The organism is Rhizobium sp. 2YAF20 (assembly GCF_052114685.1).
Taxonomy (GTDB): Bacteria; Pseudomonadota; Alphaproteobacteria; order Rhizobiales; family Rhizobiaceae; genus Rhizobium.
The window spans coordinates 13,442-33,921 of sequence record NZ_JBFRFF010000055.1; the positions used below are offsets into that span (position 1 = coordinate 13,442).

Here is a 20,480-nt window from a genome sequence, read left to right on the forward strand (position 1 = left end):
TCAAGACATCCACAAAGCGATGAAACGGCTTGGGTTCATTGGCTTTGCCGCATTCTCCCGTGGCACCAAAAACGCAGGCGATGCCTGCATTCGAACGGGTGACGTAGTGTTCGTGGCAAAGCTCTTTATCAACGATGAGGCGATGGACGCTTCGAACGCATCCACGTTCGAGCGGATCGATCCGGTGAGCGGCGACGTGGCGACGATTGCCTCGGCCGCCTGCCCTGCCGACATGGACAAGGCTGCCGATGCCGCGGCTTCCGCGTTCCCCGACTGGTCGGAAACACCGCCGGGCGAACGACGCGCCATGCTCAATCGCGCGGCAGACGCCCTGTCGGCCCGAGCTGCCGACCTGATTGCCGCAATGGTCGCGGAGACCGGCGCAACAACACTTTGGGCGCGGATCAATTGCGAACTGGCGGCTGAGATTTTCCGCGACGCAGCGGCCATGACCACCCAGGTGACGGGCGAGATCGTCCCTTCCAACATCGCTGGAAACATGTCGATGGCGATCCGCCAGCCGGCCGGCGTCTGCGTCGGCATCGCGCCGTGGAATGCGCCCATTATCCTTGGCGCGCGGGCCGTCGCCATGCCGCTGGCCTGCGGCAACACTGTGGTTTTGAAGGCTTCGGAACTCTGCCCGAAGACGCACAGCTTGATCGGGGAGATCATGCAAGAGGCGGGCTTTCCGCCTGGCGTCGTCAATGTCGTCACCAATGCTCCGAGAGATGCAGCCGCGGTCGTGGAGGCGTTGATCGCCCACCCCGCCGTTCGCCGCATCAATTTCACCGGCTCGACCCGCGTCGGACGCATCATCGCGGAAATCTCGGCCAGATATCTGAAGCGCTGCCTGCTGGAACTGGGCGGAAAGGCTCCCTTCATCGTGCTTGCCGATGCCGATATCGACGAGGCAGTGCGCGCCGCAGCGTTTGGGGCGTTCATGAACCAGGGCCAGATCTGCATGTCGACGGAACGTCTCATCCTCCTCGACGATATAGCCGACGAATTCGTCGAGAAATTCAAGACGAAGGCAATGACGCTTGTCGCCGGACGCCCGGCCGACGGCGGCAAACCCCTGGGCGCCATGATCAATGAGGAGGCGGCCAGGCGCGTGAAGGCGCTTCTCGACGACGCGCTTGCCAAGGGCGCCGTTCTCGTCTGTGGCGGTCCGGCCCACGATACGCTGATGGACGCGACCGTTCTGGATCATGTTACATCAGCCATGCGCATCTACCGCGAGGAAAGCTTCGGCCCGCTGGCAGCGATCATCCGCGTCAGCAGCATCGACGAGGCCGTCACAGTCGCAAATGACAACGAATATGGACTGTCGTCGGCCGTCTTCGGCCGCGATATTCAACAGGCGCTTTCGGTCGCCCGGCGCATCGAATCCGGCATCTGCCATATCAACGAGGCGACGGTATCCGACGAACCGCAGATGCCGTTCGGTGGGATGAAATCCAGCGGATATGGACGCTTCGGCGGCAAGGCTGCAATCGACGAATTCACCGAACTGCGCTGGATCACGATCGCATCCGGAACACGCAACTATCCGATCTGATCCGGCAGCCGCTCGGGAGAAGCGGCTGGCGCCTCCAGATGAATAGCTGGCCTGCACGACCTTCGAAATCTGAGAACTGGGAGGAAAAAAGCGATGAACGAGAAGCCCGACACAACGACAATCAATCCCCTGGCATGGACGCGACGCTCCTTTATGGCGGCAACCGCCGTCGGCGGCGCCACCCTTGCCATGGGTACCAATTCGACGTTCGCGCAGAGTGCCGACACGATCAAGGTGGGCTTCATCAGCCCGCGCACCGGTCCGTTGGCGGGCTTTGGCCAGACCGATGGCTATGTGCTCGACCTTGCCAAGAAGGCCCTGACGGGCGGCTTTCAGAGCGGTGGCAAGAACTGGAAAGTCGAAATCATCGACCAGGACACCCAGTCCGATCCCTCTCGCGCCGGGCAATTGGCAAAGGACCTGATCAACAACCAGAACATCGATCTGATGCTCGTCGTCTCGACCCCGGAGACGATCAATCCCGTTGCCGACGCCTGCGAGGCGGCCGGCGTTCCCTGCCTGTCGACCGTCATGCCTTGGGAGGCCTGGTATTTTGGCCGCGGCGCCAAGCCCGGCCAGCCCTCTCCGTTCAAATGGACATATCACTTCGGATTTGGTGTCGGCGAGTTCTTCAAGACCTACGTCTCGCAATGGAAGCTGATCGAGACCAACAAGAAGGTCGGCGTCATGTATCCGAACGATGCCGACGGCAATGCCATCCGCGCCAATCTTGCGCCGCTTCTGGCCAAAGAAGGCTTCACGATCGTCGATCCGGGTCCATACGAAGACGGAACCACCGACTATTCGGCGCAGATTTCGCTCTTCAAGAAAGAGGGCATCGAGATCTTCAACTCGTTCCCGATCCCGCCGGATTTCGCTGCCTTTTGGCGACAGGCGGCACAACAGGGCCTGACGCGCAAGATCAAGATCTGCCAGGTCGCAAAAACCGGGCTGTTTCCTTCCGACATCAATGCGCTTGGCAAGCTTGGGATGAATATCAGCAGCGCCGCCTATTGGCACAAGGCTTTTCCCTACAAGTCGACGCTGACAGGCGTGTCAGGAACGGAATTGGCCGATGGCTACGAGACTGCAAGCGGCAAGCAGTGGACGCAGCAGCTCGGTGCCAGCCTTGCCCTTCTTGATGCCGGTTTCGAAGCCTTGAAGGCGAGCTCGAACGTCAAGGACAAGGCGGCCGTCGCCAAGGCGTTGAGCACGCTCAAGACAACGACAATCGCCGGGAAGGTGGATTTCACCAGCGGGCCCGTTGCGAACGTTTCGCCGGGGCCGATCATCGGTACCCAATGGGTAAAGGCTGCTTCGGGCTCGAAATTCCCGCTCGACTATGTCGTTACCGAAAACGTCACCGACCCGAATGTTCCGGTCGGCGCCAAACTCGTTCCCTATAACGGATAAGACCACTGTGCAGCAGATAGCCCAACAGCGGCCGGGAGATGAGTTTCTCTCGGCCAAGGCGATCCACAAGAGCTTCGGAGCACTTGTGGTTCTCGACAATGTGGATTTCGCCATGGGTGTTGGCGACGCTGTCGGCATTGTCGGGCCGAACGGTGCGGGCAAGACCACGCTGCTCAGCGTGCTCGCGGGAGCGTTTGCACCCAACGCCGGCACCATCTTCCTCAATGGGCGAGACGTCACGGCGCTGACGGCGGCAGACCGCTGCAAGTCAGGACTGGCCAGAACCCACCAGGTTCCGAAACCCTTTAGCGGCATGACGGTGTTCGAAAATGTCTACGTTGCCGCCGCCCATGGCCAAGTCGTCAATCGCGACGAAACCTACGATCGCATCATCGATTCCCTGACGCTTTGCGGCATGCTGGATGTTGCCAATCGCCAGGCCGACACGCTTGGCCTGCTTGATCGCAAACGCCTGGAACTGGCACGCGCGCTCGCGACGAAGCCCAAGCTGATGCTGCTCGACGAGATCGGCGGCGGCCTCACCGATGGCGAAGCAAGCGAGCTGGTGGAGACGATCCGCGAGCTGCGTCATCGCGGTATCGGCATCGTCTGGATCGAGCACATCGTCCACATTCTCCTTCAGGTGGCCGACCGGCTGATCTGCATGGATGCCGGAAAGATCATCGCCGACGGCGATCCCAAAGCCGTCATGAAGGATGAGCAAGTGGTGAAAGCGTATCTGGGGAGGTCGCCGGCATGAGAACCCTCTCCATTCAGGATCTGGATGTGCGCCATGGCCAGCTTCAGGCGGTGCGCGGTGTCAGCTTCCGCATCGACAAGGGCGATGTCCTGGCGCTGGTGGGTGCCAACGGTGCCGGCAAGACAACATTGCTGCGCTCGATCGCCGGTGCCCATCTTCCCGCTTCGGGCAGCATTCTGCTCGGCGACCGAGACCTGACGCAGGTGCCATCCCACAAGCGCATCGCGATGGGGATTGCCCTGGTGCCGGAAGGCCGGCGGCTTTTCTCGCAAATGACCGTGGAGGAGAACCTGCTGCTCGGAAAGACGTCGGGGCGAAAGGGAGAGTGGAACATCGATCGGGTGTTCGAGGCATTTCCGAACCTCGTCCCACGACGGCACGCCAAGACCGGGCACCTCTCCGGCGGCGAGCAGCAGGCAACGGCCATCGGCCGGGCCTTGATGAGCAATCCGGACGTGCTGTTGCTGGACGAGGTATCCCTCGGCCTCTCCCCGCTCGTCGTCGACCGCGTCTACGAACAGCTGCAGACGCTCCTGACGTCGGGCACGACGATCATTCTCGTCGAACAGGATCTCGGGCGGGCGATGCGGGTCGCCAACCGCGTCATCTGCATGCTCGAAGGCAGGATCGTGCTCGATGCCCCCGCGTCGACGGTCTCGCGCGACGATGTCACCCAGGCCTATTTCGGCTTGTACCGAGCCGATGGCGGGAGGGCAGCATGATCGACACTCTCATCCAGGGGACGCTGCTTGGCGGCTACTACGCCGTCATTGCCTGTGGCCTTTCCTTCATGTTCTCCGTCATGCGGATTATCAACCTGGCTCACGGGAGCCTCGCAATCGTCGCGGCCTATGGCCTGTGGCTGCTTGCCGACCGTTTCGGCATCTCGCCCTTCGTCGGCCTGCTGATCGTGCTGCCGGTCATGGCGTTGTTCGGCTGGTTGCTGCAGCGGTTCATTCTGGAGCGCAGCGCACGCGGCAGCAGTCTCCTACCGATCCTGACGACATTCGGCCTTTCGATCATCGTCGACAACCTGCTGTTCCAGCAATTTGGTGCGGACACCCGGTCGCTGGCGCCCTTCCTCGGCGACCTCAGCTACGATTCCTGGGAACTGCCCGGCGATATCTATGTCGGCAAACTTTCCGTCATGATGATGGTGACAGCAATTCTCATCCTCGGTGGGCTACACCTTTTCCTCAGCCGGTTTGCGCTCGGCCGCGCCATTCGGGCAACCGCCGAAGATCCGGATACCGCGGGCCTCGTCGGGATAGATGCCCGCAAGGTGAATGCCGTGGCAACGGCGATTGCGATGGTGACGGTCGGTATCGCCGGCGCCTTCCTTGCCATGCGGGCGACATTCGACCCCTATTCCGGCGCACCACAGCTTCTCTTTGCCTTCGAGGCGGCAGTGATCGGTGGCGCCGGCTCGCTTTGGGGAACGCTTGTCGGTGGCATTGTCCTCGGTCTTGCGCAATCGCTAGGGGCTCAGCTCCACCCGCAAGGCTTTCTCATCGGCGGACATTTCGTCTTTCTCCTCGTGCTCTTCGTCCGGCTTTTCCCGCTGGGAACATCGTACCTCGGAAAGATCCGCGCATCCCTTCGGAGTGAAGCATGACATATCTCTCGAGTGGCTTTTCAGTCGAACGGTGGACGCGGGCATCCCGCTTCGCGGTCTTTGGGTGCGTCATGGTTCTTGCCATTCTAGCCGTCGTTCCACTCCTCACGGGAGCCGGTGCCGTCGATCGCCTGACGGCCCTCTTCGTCTACGTCATTCTTGCAGTCATGTGGAACGCGCTTGCCGGCTACGGCGGGCTGGTCTCCGTCGGTCAGCAGGTATTTTTCGGCCTTGGCGCCTATTTCACCGTACGGCTTGCGGATGTGGGGCTCGATCCCTTCGTTTCGCTCTTTGCGGCAGCCTTGATTACGGCAGCGCTTTCCGTGCCGCTATCCTTTTTCATGCTGAGGCTGAAGGGGGGCGAGTTCGCGATCGGCATGTGGGTGGTCTCGGAGCTCGTTCATCTGCTGGTCAATCTGGATCAACTCATCCAGGGGGAAACGGGAACATCGCTGATTTCGCTCAACGCCTATGACAGCGGTACGCGCCGCGCGACGATCTATTGGATGGCATTGATTGCAATGGCTGGTCTCCTTGGCCTGCTCTTCGCCCTGTTGCGAAGCCGTACGGGCACGGCGATACAGGCCATTCGCGACAATGAAGACGCCGCGACTTCTCTCGGTGTCAAGGTCATGGCGACCAAGCGGGTGTTGTTCGTCCTTGCCGCCTTCGGCGTCGCGGTTGCTGGCGGGCTTTGGCTCGCGACAGCCACGACCTTCCAGCCCAAGACCTACTTCAGTATCCAATGGACCGCCTACATGATCTTCATGGTGCTGGTCGGCGGGATCGGAAAGTTCGAAGGGGCCATCCTCGGGGCCATCCTGTTTTTCCTGATCGAGACCTATTTCGGCAGCATGGGCGTCTGGTACCTCATCGGCCTCGGCGCCACAGCCGTGCTGTTCTCGCTCTACATGCCGCATGGCCTTTGGGGAGCGATTGAACGCCGCTTCGGCCTCAGACTTCTGCCGGTCGGCTATCGACTGACATTTCCGAAATCCTTGATGGATCAACATGGTCGATGACATCGGGCAATTTGCGATGCATTGGGAAAGGTAAGATCATGCTCTTTGGAAAGACAATCCTGATTACCGGCGTCGCCTCTGGCATCGGCGCGCGGACAGCGGAGCTTGCGGGGCAAATGGGTGCCGATGTCATCGGCGTCGATGTTCGCGTGCCGTCTCAGGGGCAGGCCTCCTTCATCAGGGGTGACATCTCGACGTCAGCCGGCGTTACAGAGATCGTCCGCCAGCTTCCCAGGCACATCGATGCGTTGGCCAACGTCGCGGGTCTTTCGGGCAATACCGGCCTGGCGGCGACGCTTGCCGTCAATTTCTACGGCCTGCGCGCGCTGTCCGAAGCGCTGGCACCACGGCTTCGCGAGGGCGGAGCGATCGTCAACGTCGCCTCGATCGCCGGCTACGGATGGCGGGCCAATATCGAGCGGGCAAAGACCCTGACCGCCATCGAAGGCTTTCCCGACGTCGCAAGCCTTGCAGCCAAGCACGGCCTGAAGAATGAGGAAGGCTATCCGCTTTCCAAGGAGCTCTTGCTGCTATGGACCATGCGCGCTGCCCATCAGCCTCTGTTCAAGGATCGCGGAATTCGCGTCAATGCGGTCAGCCCCGGGCCGGTAGAGACACCGATCCTGAAACAGTTCCGGGCTGTCCTTGGCGACGAACGCGTCGATAGCGACATAACCAGGGTTGGACGCGCTGGAACTTCGGCCGATATCGCGCCAGCCATCCTCTTCCTTTGCTCCGACGGAGCGCGCTGGGTCAACGGCGCAAATCTTGCCACGGACGGCGGCCTTGAAGCCTCCATCAATGCCGAGGTTCTCGGCTTTTAATCCTCTTTGCACAAGGAGTCGAACATGGACATTTCCCTTCTTATCAACGGTGTGGATCGCCCAGCCCTCAGTGGTCGCACCTTCGATCGCCATGATCCCTTTACGGAGAAACTGGCGACCAGAGCAGCCGCAGCCGGTCTGGAAGATGTCGACGCAGCTGTGGAAGCCGCATCGGCCGCCTTTCCGGCATGGTCGAAGACCGGGCCAACACATCGCCGCACGATCCTGCTCAAGGCCGCTGATATCCTCGACGCAAAGGTTGGCGAATTCACCAGACTGATGATCGAGGAAACCGGCGCAACGGCTCCCTGGGCCGGTTTCAACGTCATGCTGGCCGCCAACATCCTGCGCGAAGCAGGCTCGATGACGACCCAGATTTCCGGCGAGATCATCCCCTCCGAAAAGCCCGGGACGCTTGCGATGGGTGTGCGGCAGGCAGCCGGCGTCTGCCTTGCGATTGCGCCCTGGAACGCACCTGTCATCCTCGCCACGCGAGCGATCGCAATGCCGATCGCCTGCGGCAATACCGTTGTCCTGAAGGCATCGGAACTATGCCCCGGCACGCAGCGGTTGATCGCCACTGCCTTGACGGAAGCGGGACTGCCGGCCGGCGTCATCAACGTCATCACCAACGCGCCGGAGGATGCCTCGGAAATCGTTGCGGCCCTGATCAGCCATCCGGCCGTGCGGCGCGTCAATTTCACCGGTTCGACCAAGGTCGGTAAGATCATCGCCGAGCTTTGCGGAAAACACCTGAAGCCGGCGCTGCTGGAACTTGGCGGCAAGGCCCCGCTCGTCGTACTCGACGACGCCGATCTCGACGGCGCGGTCAATGCGGCAATTTTCGGCGCTTTCATGCACCAGGGCCAGATCTGCATGTCGACCGAGCGGATCATCGTTCATCAGGCAATCGCCGATGAATTCGTGGCGAAGCTTTCGACGCGTGCCAGCCAGCTTCCGGCGGGAGATCCGCGCGGGCATGTCGTGCTCGGCTCGCTGATCAGCCTGGCTTCGGCGGTGAAAATGGAAGAACTGATCGCGGACGCCAAGGCAAAGGGGGCCAAGCTCGTTGCCGGTGGCAAGCGCACAGGCACGGTCGTCGAAGCGACGCTGCTTGATCACGTCACCGCCGACATGCGCGTCTATTCGGAAGAGTCATTCGGTCCGGTCAAACCGATCGTTCGAGTGGCCGACGAAGAAGAAGCGATCCGCGTCGCCAATGACACTGAATACGGATTGTCGTCTGCCGTGTTCAGCCGTGACGTTCAGCGCGCGATGGCGGTAGCGGCTCGCATCGAATCCGGTATCTGCCACATCAACGGTCCAACCTTAAACGACGAGGCACAGATGCCGTTCGGCGGTGTGAAGGGCAGCGGCTACGGACGCTTCGGTGGCAAGGCGGCCATAGCCGAATTCACAGATCTGCGCTGGATCACCATCGAGGATTCCGCGCAGCACTATCCTTTCTGAAAATCGTCAGCGGTGGGCGACCCGGAGCTGGTCGCCTGCTGCAATCATTCGAGGATGACTGCCATGGCAACGGCAGTGAGTTCGACAAACGCTGCGGTGAAGAAATGCGTACACAGGTCGTTATCATCGGTTCCGGCCCATCAGGATTGCTGCTCGGGCAATTGCTGACGGAGGCTGGCATCGACAATGTCATCCTCGATCGCGTCGGCAAGGACTACATCCTCGGTCGTGTTCGTGCCGGCGTCCTCGAGGAAGGCACGGTCGGGCTGGTCGACAAGGCGAAAGCCGGCGCACGCCTTCACGCCGAGGGGCTGCCGCATGACGGCTTCTCGCTTGCCTTCGACGGCCGCGACCATCGCATCGATCTCTTCGGGCTTACAAACGGCAAGCACGTCATGGTCTACGGCCAGACGGAATTGACACGCGACCTGATGCACCATCGCGAAAAGAGTGGCGCCCAGTCGGTCTACGATAGCGCCAACGCTCAGCCTCATGATTTCGAGAAGGGCAAGCCTTACGTCACCTACGAAAACGGCGGAATCACCCACCGCATCGATTGCGATTTCATTGCCGGATGCGACGGGTTTCACGGAGCGAGCCGCAAGGCCGTGCCGGAAAGAGCGATCCGCACCTTTGAGAAGGTTTACCCGTTCGGCTGGCTCGGCATCCTCGCGGACGTCCCGCCAGTCAACCACGAGCTGATCTATGCGAACCATCCACGCGGCTTCGCACTGTGCTCGATGCGCTCTGCCACCCGCAGCCGCTACTATATTCAATGTGCGTTGGACGAGAGGATCGAGGATTGGAGCGACAATCGCTTCTGGGACGAACTACGCCGACGCTTGCCCGCCCATCATGCCGAGGCGCTGGCAATGGCGCCCTCCTTCGAGAAGTCAATTGCGCCGCTGCGCTCCTTTGTCGCCGAGCCGATGCGCCTCGGCCGCCTGTTCCTTGTTGGTGACGCGGCGCATATCGTGCCGCCAACGGGCGCCAAAGGGCTCAATCTGGCCGCAAGCGACGTACATTATCTCTTCGCCGGGCTGATTGAGCACTATCAGGATCGCTCCGACGCCGGCATCGATCGCTATTCCGCTCTCGCCTTGGCTCGCGTCTGGAAAGCCGTTCGCTTTTCCTGGTGGATGACGACGATGATGCATCGCTTTCCTGACACCAGCGACTTCGACCAAAAGATACAGGAGGCAGAGCTCGGCTATCTCACCCATTCCCGCGCCGCCTCGACGGCGCTTGCTGAAAATTATGTCGGGCTACCCTATTAGAGCCTTTCATGTTTTGACGGAAGCTCATCCTGCACGCGGAAGCTTGCCTATGCGGCTCGCATGAGTGGATCGGATTTGCCAACCGGTTCACGCATGCTCCAACGGGAGATACGCCGCAAAGCATAAGATCCATTGTTTCTATGCGCTCGCGCCGCGATAGAAGACATCGAATTCCGATTGGCGTGAGTCAATCCCCCGGCAGAGCGATGAGCAGTGACCATCTCTTTGCGCCGAGCTTGGTTCTAGCGATTGCTCACTCCCGCATCTGCTGGAGTCTTCAGTACGCGCGCGCCGACTCTTCATTGACGATTGTCTGATCGAATAATTCCAAGCGGCGAGATGCGCCACCAGCGTCATGTCATGGAACTCGTTGAAGTTTGACCGCAGACAGTCACCCCAATGCCGCATAGAGCCGCGGAAGCCACCTTTCGACGACATTGACAGGAAAACCCAGCTGAACTTTCCCCTTGGGAGAAGGAGAGGTGAGTAGCAAAGGCACGGGTGACCGCAGGCCGGCTTCTTATCGTTCCAGCCGATCAAGCGCCAGTCGAGAGCTCAGGGTCATCCTGGCGCAATGCTCCTTCGCCCCCTTGCCGGATGCTTCGCAGGACCTCCAACGCCGCCTCACGCAACTCCGGTGCGAAAAGACGCCGAAACCGCGCCTCGTGCGCCCCGATGATGGCGCGCACCGTCTCCACCCTCTCCATGCCGCTCCTCGTCAGGCGAAGAGCCTGCGATCGCCCACCAACAGGCACCCGATCGACGAACCCCGCCTTGGTCAGTCCAACCATCAGGGGAACCATGTTGGCGCGTTGAATGCCCAAGCTGCGTCCGAGATCGCTCTGGGTACAGCCGGGATTGGCGTCGATCAGCGTCAGAATAGAAGCTTCAACCGGCCTGAGTTCGATTGTCTGGAGCCTCGAGCCCAAGTCGGCCATCATCACGTTGGATGCCCTCCTCAACTGGTAACCGAGCAGGGTTTCGAGCGGGTCGGTCAATTTCGATGTGCGGGCGTCGATATCCATAATCCGCCTATAATGCTATTGCGCATAACAATCAAATAATGTTATGTGGCATAGCATTGCCGGCGCGGAGGTCATATGCCGGTATTGGAGGAATCCCGCTTGAAGAAGGCCGCCTGTTGCGCCGCGATCAGTCGATCTGCAGCACAACAGCTCTCCCCACTCATTGACGGCCGCGCATTCGCGCCGGCTGAGGTGGGTGTCTCATTTCGATTGCACTGCGGCCCACCCGGCCCGTTGAAGTCTACTGTATTCGATGCGGGCCCGATTTTGTGGCCCGTTCCCCTTTGATGCGCAGACCTGATTGGCAGGAAGGACACCATGACAACAGAGCATTCCGAAAAAGATGCCGTCGCATTTGTCGTCGAAGCCGGCATAGCCTGGGTCAGTTTCAACCGCCCGGAGAAACGCAACGCCATGAGCCCCAAGCTCAACCGGCGCATGATGGAGGTTCTGGACGAGCTCGAGTTTCGGGCCGACGTCGGCGTGCTGGTGCTGACCGGCGAGGGTACGGCCTGGTCTGCGGGCATGGATCTCAAGGAGTATTTCCGCGAGACCGAGGCCGGCGGCCTAGAGGGCACGCGAAAGGCCCAGCGCGAAAGCTACGGTTGGTGGCGCCGGCTGCGCTGGTATCAGAAGCCGACCATCGCCATGGTGAACGGCTGGTGCTTTGGCGGCGGCTATGGGCCTCTTTTCGCCTGCGACCTCGCCTTTGCCGCCGATGACGCCAAATTCGGACTGAGCGAGATCAACTGGGGCATTCTGCCCGGCGGCGGCGCGGCCAAGGTGGCGACCGAGCTGACATGCTTCCGCAACGCCATGTACCATGCGCTGACGGGCGAGAACATCGATGGCAGGAAAGCCGCTGAATGGGGTTTCGTCAACGAGTCCCTGCCGCTTGCGCAGTTGAAGCCGCGTGTGACCGATGTCGCCAACATTCTCTTGCAAAAGAATCCGGTGGCCCTCAAGGCCACCAAGGACGCCATTCGCCGCGTGCGTGAGATGACATACGACAATGCCGAGGATTATCTGGTGCGCGCCCAGGAAGCCGCCAACAGCTATGACAGCGAGGGGCGTAAGGAAGGTATCAAGCAATTCATCGACGACAAGACCTACAAGCCTGGTCTTGGTGCCTACGACAAGTCCAAACATCAGGCCTGAGGAGCGCCCTAAATGACGGTCGAGACCACTAGTCCTCTGCCATCGGCTCTTCCCAGCGGTTCGATGGAACGGCTGTTGCGCCCGAGATCGGTGGCGATCGTCGGTGCCTCCGACAAGTCCGGCGCGCTTGGCGCTTCGGTGCTGTCCAATCTCGAGCGCAGCGGCTATGCCGGCGCCATTCATCTTATAAACCCGAAACGGACCGAGATAGGCGACCGGCCCTGCCTTGCCTCGATCGATGACCTGCCGGACGGCGTCGATGCGGCGGTCCTTGCTGTTCCGCGCGCAGCCGTGCTTCCCTCCATAAAAGCACTTGCCCGCCGCCGCGTCGGAGCAGCCGTCATCTTTTCGGCGGGCTTTGCCGAGGGCGGCGCAGAAGGGCTGGCCGATCAACGCGAGATCGCCCGCATAGCGGCCGAGGTGGGCATGGTGATCGAGGGGCCGAATTGCCTCGGCATGGTCAACTATGTTGACCGCATCCCCCTCACCTTCATCGAAACCGATTCAGAAGAACTGGGCGACCGGCCGGGAATTGCGATCGTGTCGCAGAGCGGCGCCATGGCCGCTGTTCTCGGCGTGACATTCACCAGCCGCGATCTGGGCCTCTCCTATTCCATCTCCACCGGCAACGAAGCCGGCAGCGGTGTTGAGGACTATGTGGAATTTCTGGTGGAGGACGCCTCCACACGGGTCATCGCGATGATTGTCGAACAGTTCCGCAAGCCTGGCCGTTTCCTTGCCGCGGCGCGCAAAGCAGGTGCAAATGGCAAGCGGATTGTCCTTCTTCATCCCGGCCGGAGCAGTGCGGCGCGCGAATCTGCCGCGACCCACACGGGCGCCATGGCCGGCGACTATCAGGTCATGCGCGCCAAGGTCGCGCGTGCCGGCGTCATTTTGGCCGAAACGCTCGAGGAACTCGGCGATATCACCGAGATCGCACTGCGTTGCCCGGTGCTTGCGGCCGGAGGCCCCGCCGTGCTTGGTGAATCCGGCGCGTTCAAGGCGCTGACGCTCGATCTGTGCGAGGAACTTGACCTCGATCTTCCCGCAATCAGCGACGACACCGCGCCGGCATTGCGTGCGGTCCTGCCGCCATTCGTCGGCGTCAGCAATCCGCTGGATCTGACGGCACAGGGCCTCGTCGAGCCGGACCTTTATAACAGGACGCTCACCGCACTCTTCGACGATGCCCGTTTTGCCAGCATTGTCGCCTGCATTATTCAGACCGATCCTGTGACGTCAGCCATCAAACTGCCACCGATCCTGAAAGCGGTGTGCGAGCACAAGCCGGCAAAACCGCTGATCTTCGCCGGCCTCGATGAGGGCGCTCCTATCCCGGCCGACTATATCGCGCAGTTGCGCGCGCTCGGCATCGTCTATTTCCCCTCGACCGAACGCGCCTTCCGGGCGCTGAAGCGCATCGACGAATTCGCCGGGCGCGACGCAACTGCTTCCACCGCAACGCCGGTCGTGATTGCCGGTCTCCCCTTGCAGAAGGGCGTCATTCCGGAATATCGGGCCAAGCAAATCCTGTCACCGCTCGGGATTCCCTTTCCTGAAGGACGCTTGGCAACGACCCTCGAGCAAGCGCTCGCGACGGCTGCCGCGATCGGCTATCCGGTCGTCTTGAAGGCGCAATCGCCCGATCTCAGCCACAAGAGCGACGCGGGTGGCGTCGTTCTCGGATTGGCCGACGCAGCCAGCCTCAAGGAGGGCTGGGCCAAGCTGCACGCCGATATCGCGCGCCATCGCCCGCAGCTGATCTTGAACGGCGTATTGATCGAAGCCATGGGCAAACGCGGCATCGAGCTGATCATCGGCGCACGCAACGACCCGGACTGGGGGCCTGTGATCCTGGCGGGTTTCGGCGGCGTTACCGCGGAGATCCTAAGGGATGTCCGCATTCTGACGCCCGATCTGCCCGACGACGCCATCATCCGCGAGCTATATCGGCTGAAGAATGCACCTTTGCTACGCAGTTTCCGCGGCTCACCGCCGCTTGACGTGGGTGCCGCCGCCCGGATCATCGCCACGCTCGGCCGGCTGCTGCTCGCCGAGCCGACGATCCGGGAAATAGACCTTAATCCGGTGGTGATCTATCCCGATGGCGAAGGTGCGGTGGCACTGGATGCCCTGATGCTAACCGTGCCCCTGCCCGTCAGCATCTAAGCTGCGAAACCCATGCGATCGAGAGGTGGTCACCGTCCACTGTCAGGTTGACGGTGACGTCGGTTTTCGGGTCGTTCATGCGGCATGAGTGAGGTTCGTAATTCCCTCTTCGAGGTCATCGCTCTCCGTCCGCGATCGTCTCCCAGACGGTATGGCTTTATTTCCGATTTGCGCTCAGCCTGAGAATGGTCGAAGACTCGCCAGTAGCGCACGGCGTTGTGCTGAGCCACGAAGCAGGTCGGCGACAAATGGCATCTTGGTGAAGTCGTCGTCGGCATCAATGGCAACATGATTGGCTTTGACGAGCCGTCGACCAGGACGGTTTCATCCCCCGACGCTCTTGTTCAAAGCCGCCACGACAGGCGGGCTGTCGAACGGCTGCTGCGCAACCTCATCGGCAAACTGGCGTGTGCCCCATCTGTCCTGGTCACCGACAAGCTTCGGTCTTATGGCGCAACACGCACTAACATGAGCCTGAAATTTGAGCGCGCCCAGCACAAGGGACCCAACAATCGTGCTGAGAATTCGCACCAACCGACCCGGCGACGAGGGGATGATGAAGCGGTTCAAATCCGCTCGCAACCTATAACGCTGCGTCTCACTTCACGATCCAATCACCAACTTGTTCCATTTTTTCCCGTCACTGCCTGGCAGCGGCTGAATATCGGGGCTCTTCATTCAGAATCGATGGTCACGTGGACGAAACTTGCCGGCGCTGGCTCCGCCGATTGACGGCCAGGGTTCGCCACACCATCGCCGCGTCCAAACCTCAACAAAGTGACAGTGCCGGCTGGCCGCCATCCCCATATCTCACGTATCGAGAATGGCGACGGCCCGCGTCCATCCGGCGGAGGCGCGCTCGATCTTGACGGGGAAGCAGCTGATCCTGAAACCTGTCGAAGGAAGCACCTCGAGATTGTGCAGCTTCTCGATATGGCAATATCCCCGATGCCGTCCTGCCTTGTGGCCGTTGCGACAAGCCGGCGCGAGGCCACGTCAAGGCGTTGACCGACCTGTCAGACGTCCATGGCGGGACCATCGCCCGATCCGATGTCGCCGAGTTCGTCGTCCAGCAACTCACCACCGATACGTGGCTGCGGAAAGCGCCGCTGATTACGTGGTAGTATGTCTCAGGCCGATCGCCGCATCGGAACCGGGCAGACGAGCAAGACCGATCGCCTCTGCCGCTCCTCACGATCGAGCATGAGCTTTTGGAGGTGAGCCGAAGGCGGACCGGAAAGCATGGCTGAATGCACTCTGCGACGTATAGCCAACCTTGCGTGCGATACTGGCGACAGTCTCATCACCCCGAGCGAGCGCCGCACGAGCGATGGTGAGACGCCACGCCCGCACATAGGCGAGTGGCGGCTGTCCCACCCGGCGTGTGAAGTCCGCAGAGAAGGCAGCCCGCGACATGCCGGCGACGCCGGCGAATTGGGCCACTGTCCAATGTTGCGCGACATCTCCATGAATGAGACGAAGGACCCGGCCGAGCCGAGGATCCGACAGAGCGCCAAGCCACCCGATCTCCACCTGCTCGGTACTGCCGGCGTAGGCCCGGATCGCCTCTACCAGCAACACATCCGCGAGCCGGGCACTGATGATATCACTACCGATGACATTGCGCTCGGCCTCGTCATACATCAGCCCAAGGATTGTCGCCATCGCTCCGGATGCAGCCGAGGATCCGGGAACGAAGAGGAAATCCGGAAGCATGTCGAGCAGGAAGTCCACATTCCCGGGATCGAACGTGACGGTTCCCCCGATCGCAATCGTCTCGTCACCGCCCAGACGCGCAACATCGCCGCAGCCGGCGCCGTAGAAGGTTTGGCCGTCGAGGGGCGGAACCTCCGGATCGCTGGCTACAGTATATGCCGTGCGCCCCAACAGGCAGACATCCCCTGCGCTCATGAGCTGAGGCGCGCGCGTCGGTCGCGTTATCCAGGCCGTTCCTCGCAATAGCGCCACGAACTTGAGCCGGTCGAGCGCCGGAAATGCGAGAGCCCATCGTTCCGCGGCCTCCAGCCGGGTGCGGCGGGTCACCCTTGCGCCAAGAACGTTGAGGACATCCGACAGGGGATCGGTCACAGCTTTAGACGATCGCGATAAATCCATAGACATCTGAGCATAGCTCATCTTAAGCTCCGTGCCTATCTTCTTCGATGACATCAACGAAGGAGAATAGCTATGGGTATCGAAGGCAAGGTTGTCGCCATCACAGGCGCAAGCAGCGGGATCGGTCGCGCGACGGCGAAACTGCTCGCAGAACGAGGGGCCTTTGTCGTGCTAGCTGCGCGCCGCGAGGAGGCACTCGCAGCGATCGCAGACGAGATCACCACTGCAGGTGGCAAGGCCATGTACAAGGTGACCGACGTCCGCCAGCGGGGCGATCTTGAAGCGCTTGTCGCATTGGCAATTGAGCATTGCGGCAGGCTCGACGTCATTATCAACAATGCCGGGATTGGCCCCTTATCCCGTTTCGATGCGCTCCGGGTCGGGGACTGGGACGCTATGATCGATGTCAATCTACGCGGCACGCTTTACGGCATCGCGGCCGCGTTGCCCGTCTTCCAACGTCAACAGTCGGGCCATGTCATCAACATCGTCTCGACCGCGGGCATCAAGATCGTGCCGACAATGGGTGTGTATGCCGCGACCAAGAACGCGGTGCGAACCATCAGCGAAGCCTTGAGGCAGGAAGCAGGACCGCATCTGAGGGTCACCGAAATTTCGCCGGGGATGATCTCGACTGACTTTGCAAGCTCGATAACCGACCCCGCCGTAAAGTCGGCAATTGAAGAACGCTCTTCCAAGGTAGCCATTCCTCCGGCTTCGATCGCACGCGGCGTTGCCTACGCGATCGAGCAGCCGGCCGATGTGGACGTCGGCAGCATCGTCATACGACCGACAGCCCAGGATTGAACACCTAGCTTCGGGTGACTCTTTGGCCCGGGCCAACGGCAGTCTCTGGCCGTCGGCGGAATGGCAGCTATCTCGTGAACCCCACCCCACCTCCTGGCGGACTGATAGCGATCGGCCCCATTACGGTCATTCATCCATGTCGCAGCGAGCAGCAGTTTCCCGCCGATATTTGCCGTCCTAGGTCTTGAAGGGAATTGAGACCACGAAATCCAAACGGCTCAGCACATGACGCGATTTGGCCTTCCCATGCTTTCGGCGTTCCCGTTGAGACCTTATGCGATCTTTTCAGCACGAATGATGAACATCCTTGATTCACTCGCACGTGCCGACCGTTGACGCTGGGACGTCACGTCTCCCCGATCAGCTTTTCGACTTGCTCCAGGAGATCGTAGGTCGACATTTGCGCATGGTCTCCCGCTGAGCGCCGAGCCCGGGAAGCCGCGACGGCGCGCCGGCCGGTATTGCGGTCTTTCAAGAGCTGCTGGTAGCGCGCGAGCACTTCCGGCATGCCTAGCCACCCATTGATCCACTCCTCAATCAACGCCGTCACCATCGGATCCTCGTCGATGGGGACCCCTGTCGATCGCATTCTTGCGAAGACGGTTTCGGCAGCGGCACGGCGTTGATCGGGTGATGAAGGCATGCGCGGCTACACATTTTCTCGGAGCTGAATGAGGGCAATGCAGGCGGGCGGCTCGGAGAGCGAATCAGCCGCTGCCGCCCCCTATAGCATGATCCTCTCGACTTTCGCCTCGGTGTTCCCGTTCAAACGTCCGGTGCGGCTCTTAAGGGTCACCCTTCGTCGCTCAACACCGAAGAGAGCGGCAAGAACCGCAGCTCGATCTGGGACTTTGATGCATCCGGGCCTGAAAACGAAAAAGCCTGCCGCGGGAGGAGGTGCGGCAGGCTTTCCGAAAAGAACCGAACAACGGCTGGGAGGAGGAGTGCCGCTGTTCCGACAGACGTCCCTCGGGAGGAGGAGTGGGCCGTCTGAAATCGAAGCTCTGCGGGAGGAGGGCCTGTGTCTCTGGCCGAGCTGATCTCGCAAACGCCGTTGATGAGGAATACGGACTTCAGGCTCACGTGCTCGGCACAAGCACAAACAACACACCCGATGCCCTGCTGCTCGGGGTGCTCGACGACGCGGCGGCGGGGCGCATTGCTGCCGACCAAATTGGAACGCAATACAAGCAAGCGCTGGCTACCGATCAGAAGGTCACGGCTGGCGCAGCGCTAGCAATACTTGCAATTGCCGGTGCCACGATCGCGCCGGAGGTATATACCGCATGTCTGACCAACCCAATTGCTTGCAATGAATTGCTTATTGCCGCCGGGGAAATGTCCGCCGGCGATGCCTTGGGGGGCGCCACGCTGGCTGTCCGCGTTTCCATGGTGGCAGGAGCCCTTGTCGTAAGTAAAGGCGATCAGATCGTTGGTGTAGTCGATAAGACAAGCGGTAAAATTCTCCAGATCACTGATGACGAACTACGCACGCTCGTAGCCGAAGAAATCAAGAGCGCAGCCCCGCAGAGCAGTGTTTGGTCGCTCAATACTCTCGTTAGAGGTAGCACGATTGAAACGAGGCTCGCAGAGACAGAATATAGTAGCGCAAGTGGATGGTTTCACATCGGCGCTGAAAACAATGGTTATTTCCCACTGATTGATTTCCAAAGCGGAAACACGGTAGTTAGCTTAAAATCGGTGGATACCACCGGTTCGACATGGTTGGTCAGGATGCAAAATACGATCGATGAGCTTCGCGATAGCCGCATAACGATTGATGGTACAACTGCGAATAAAATCCTCGATATTCGAGTTCAACCAGGTGGCGCCACCTCTGCGCAGTCACTGGTAGAATATGGCAAAAGCCAAGGCATAACGGTGCTAATCAAGGAATTTCAGTAATGACTCGCGATAGGACAGAAAAACTAAAGCTGATATTTACGCTAATTCCTGATAGCGGGAAAACGACCGTAATGACGGAGAAGCCGAGAATTGAAGTGGGTGAACGTCGATATGGCGCTTTGAAGGCTATTGATGCTTTGGAGACAATTCTTGAGGTGTTGCGGCATTTGAATCTTGATGAGAAGTTCCAGGCCCACGGATCCTCTCTCGAGCTCAAAAAGCTGCTAACAACAGTCAGAAATACCGGTCGACTCAGTCAGATTGAAACGCCGACTCTCGTTTTTCAGTATGGTGCAATAGCGGACGCTGAGCTTTGTTATGTGGAGATAACGGAGAAAGCCGCCTGTGCAGCAATAGATTGGGAGCGGTGGGCAGCACCGTTTATCGTCTCACCTCATTTTGTTCAGGCTTGGGTTGCCGATGTTGAATATGACAAATGGCAGAATGCCGAGGATCCTCTGATCTACAAGGTCGCAAACCGAAACTATTCCACCTTACCTATGCGTTCCAATGGCTTTCCTCCGCCAGTAGAGCGGATGATTGTCGACATCTCGCAGAATCCCGGCCGCTGGAAATTTCACTCTGGTTATATTGAGGCGCTGGGATCAGTGATGTGGTTCAGCGAATTATTCTGGGGTTATGTCGGAACTGCCCACAAAGACCGCATTGCAGCTATTGATGCGATTGAGATTAAACAAATGACGAAAGAAGTTATGCGCATTTGCGTCGCGAATGAGAGTTTCACCGAGTCCAGTTCTCGCGAAGTGCAAGATCGCCTGCGCGACGCTTTATACAGCTAAAACCGGGGCATTCGATCGCGGCACGCGTTGCCTGTTTCCGCAAAGGTGGAAGCCTCACTCACAGCCCTATTGCCTGGTTGAAGGACGTGAGATTTGGGGCACTTCGGCTGGCCCAGTATGAGGGCGGACACGGTGCGACTTTGCCGGAGTTCTTCAACCGGCATCGTAAACTTAACTGCAAAGAGGCGAGCCCATGCCGCCGGCCTATTTTGTTGGTCATGCCCGGGCGATTTTCGCCCACAGGTTCATCGCCGCTGCGCGCAATTCGCGATGATGGCTGGAGGGGATGTCGTGGCGCGGGATGTGGAACAGGTTGGCAATCGGGTCATGGATAGAGACGAAGCGTTGTAGATAACGCTGTGACTTGAAGCGCTTCATGATCCGCTCTCGCCGCCGGACGGGCTGGTGGGAATTCTCCGCCCGATTGTTCAGGCCTTTGTGGGAGCGATGCTCGACACCGGGCATGATCTCCCGCTTTGCGGCGCCGTAGGATCGAAGCTTATCGGTGATCATCACCCGCGGCGCTCGGCCCTGGCTCTTTAAGAGCTTACGCATCAGGCGT

19 protein-coding genes and 1 pseudogene are annotated in these 20,480 nt (G+C 60.2%); 15 read left to right on the forward strand and 5 right to left on the reverse strand.

All coding sequences use genetic code 11. The annotated features are described in order from the left end of the window. The first annotated feature begins 142 nt into the window (after positions 1 to 142). The 9 genes from AB4Z52_RS32755 to pobA all read left to right on the forward strand — a co-directional run bounded on the left by AB4Z52_RS32755 (position 143) and on the right by pobA (position 9,939). Complete coding sequence (locus AB4Z52_RS32755; protein WP_442222041.1) at positions 143 to 1,558, forward strand: aldehyde dehydrogenase; 1,416 nt, start codon at positions 143 to 145, stop codon at positions 1,556 to 1,558. Between the two features lie 93 nt (positions 1,559 to 1,651). Continuing rightward, on the forward strand, positions 1,652 to 2,971 hold the full coding sequence (locus AB4Z52_RS32760; RefSeq protein WP_442222022.1) for an ABC transporter substrate-binding protein: 1,320 nt from the start codon (positions 1,652 to 1,654) through the stop codon (positions 2,969 to 2,971). 7 nt (positions 2,972 to 2,978) lie between these two features. Next, positions 2,979 to 3,731 (forward strand): ABC transporter ATP-binding protein, encoded by a 753-nt coding sequence (locus AB4Z52_RS32765; RefSeq protein WP_442222023.1) that lies wholly within the window; start codon positions 2,979 to 2,981, stop codon positions 3,729 to 3,731. Then, a complete protein-coding gene (locus AB4Z52_RS32770) occupies positions 3,728 to 4,453 on the forward strand; it encodes an ABC transporter ATP-binding protein (RefSeq protein ID WP_442222024.1) in 726 nt (241 codons plus the stop codon). Before AB4Z52_RS32765 ends, AB4Z52_RS32770 begins: the two co-directional genes overlap by 4 nt. Further along, positions 4,450 to 5,346, forward strand: coding sequence for a branched-chain amino acid ABC transporter permease (locus AB4Z52_RS32775; protein ID WP_442222025.1), 897 nt, complete (start codon positions 4,450 to 4,452; stop codon positions 5,344 to 5,346). The genes AB4Z52_RS32770 and AB4Z52_RS32775 overlap by 4 nt, the downstream gene beginning before the upstream one ends. Next, positions 5,343 to 6,368, forward strand: coding sequence for a branched-chain amino acid ABC transporter permease (locus tag AB4Z52_RS32780; RefSeq protein ID WP_442222026.1), 1,026 nt, complete (start codon positions 5,343 to 5,345; stop codon positions 6,366 to 6,368). Before AB4Z52_RS32775 ends, AB4Z52_RS32780 begins: the two co-directional genes overlap by 4 nt. A gap of 38 nt (positions 6,369 to 6,406) precedes the next feature. Next, complete coding sequence (locus AB4Z52_RS32785; protein WP_442222027.1) at positions 6,407 to 7,192, forward strand: coniferyl-alcohol dehydrogenase; 786 nt, start codon at positions 6,407 to 6,409, stop codon at positions 7,190 to 7,192. Positions 7,193 to 7,216: 24 nt separating this feature from the next. Then, positions 7,217 to 8,662, forward strand: a complete 1,446-nt coding sequence (locus AB4Z52_RS32790; protein ID WP_442222028.1) for an aldehyde dehydrogenase — start codon at positions 7,217 to 7,219, stop codon at positions 8,660 to 8,662. A gap of 104 nt (positions 8,663 to 8,766) precedes the next feature. After that, positions 8,767 to 9,939, forward strand: coding sequence for a 4-hydroxybenzoate 3-monooxygenase (gene pobA / locus AB4Z52_RS32795; RefSeq protein ID WP_442222029.1), 1,173 nt, complete (start codon positions 8,767 to 8,769; stop codon positions 9,937 to 9,939). 536 nt (positions 9,940 to 10,475) lie between these two features. Here pobA and AB4Z52_RS32800 read toward each other — a convergent pair. Continuing rightward, positions 10,476 to 10,964, reverse strand: coding sequence for a MarR family winged helix-turn-helix transcriptional regulator (locus tag AB4Z52_RS32800; protein WP_442222030.1), 489 nt, complete (start codon positions 10,962 to 10,964; stop codon positions 10,476 to 10,478). Between the two features lie 318 nt (positions 10,965 to 11,282). Between AB4Z52_RS32800 and AB4Z52_RS32805 the strand changes: the two genes are divergently transcribed. From AB4Z52_RS32805 to AB4Z52_RS32815, 3 genes are all read left to right on the forward strand, one after another. Beyond that, complete coding sequence (locus AB4Z52_RS32805; RefSeq protein ID WP_442222031.1) at positions 11,283 to 12,122, forward strand: p-hydroxycinnamoyl CoA hydratase/lyase; 840 nt, start codon at positions 11,283 to 11,285, stop codon at positions 12,120 to 12,122. Positions 12,123 to 12,134: 12 nt separating this feature from the next. Then, complete coding sequence (locus AB4Z52_RS32810; protein WP_442222032.1) at positions 12,135 to 14,291, forward strand: acetate--CoA ligase family protein; 2,157 nt, start codon at positions 12,135 to 12,137, stop codon at positions 14,289 to 14,291. Positions 14,292 to 14,579: 288 nt separating this feature from the next. Further along, entirely contained in the window at positions 14,580 to 15,023 is a 444-nt protein-coding gene (locus tag AB4Z52_RS32815) for a DDE-type integrase/transposase/recombinase (protein WP_442222033.1), read from the forward strand. Between the two features lie 78 nt (positions 15,024 to 15,101). Here the strand turns inward: AB4Z52_RS32815 and AB4Z52_RS32820 are convergent. Further along, positions 15,102 to 15,260, reverse strand: a pseudogene (locus AB4Z52_RS32820) (cyclase family protein); the annotation flags it as partial. Positions 15,261 to 15,482: 222 nt separating this feature from the next. Then, on the reverse strand, positions 15,483 to 16,427 hold the full coding sequence (locus AB4Z52_RS32825) for an AraC family transcriptional regulator (RefSeq protein WP_442222034.1): 945 nt from the start codon (positions 16,425 to 16,427) through the stop codon (positions 15,483 to 15,485). A gap of 51 nt (positions 16,428 to 16,478) precedes the next feature. Between AB4Z52_RS32825 and AB4Z52_RS32830 the strand changes: the two genes are divergently transcribed. Then, positions 16,479 to 17,213 (forward strand): SDR family oxidoreductase, encoded by a 735-nt coding sequence (locus AB4Z52_RS32830; protein WP_442222035.1) that lies wholly within the window; start codon positions 16,479 to 16,481, stop codon positions 17,211 to 17,213. A gap of 346 nt (positions 17,214 to 17,559) precedes the next feature. On the opposite strand, the gene AB4Z52_RS32835 is transcribed toward AB4Z52_RS32830, so the two are convergent. After that, positions 17,560 to 17,856 (reverse strand): hypothetical protein, encoded by a 297-nt coding sequence (locus AB4Z52_RS32835; RefSeq protein ID WP_442222036.1) that lies wholly within the window; start codon positions 17,854 to 17,856, stop codon positions 17,560 to 17,562. 338 nt (positions 17,857 to 18,194) lie between these two features. Here AB4Z52_RS32835 and AB4Z52_RS32840 point away from each other — a divergent pair, with 338 nt between their 5' ends. Beyond that, positions 18,195 to 19,118 (forward strand): hypothetical protein, encoded by a 924-nt coding sequence (locus AB4Z52_RS32840; RefSeq protein ID WP_442222037.1) that lies wholly within the window; start codon positions 18,195 to 18,197, stop codon positions 19,116 to 19,118. Continuing rightward, positions 19,118 to 19,918: a hypothetical protein gene (locus tag AB4Z52_RS32845; protein WP_442222038.1), complete on the forward strand. Its 801-nt coding sequence runs from the start codon at positions 19,118 to 19,120 to the stop codon at positions 19,916 to 19,918. Before AB4Z52_RS32840 ends, AB4Z52_RS32845 begins: the two co-directional genes overlap by 1 nt. 216 nt (positions 19,919 to 20,134) lie before the next feature. On the opposite strand, the gene AB4Z52_RS32850 is transcribed toward AB4Z52_RS32845, so the two are convergent. Continuing rightward, a partial coding sequence (locus tag AB4Z52_RS32850) for a DDE-type integrase/transposase/recombinase (RefSeq protein ID WP_442222039.1) occupies positions 20,135 to 20,480 on the reverse strand: 346 nt, incomplete at its 5' end.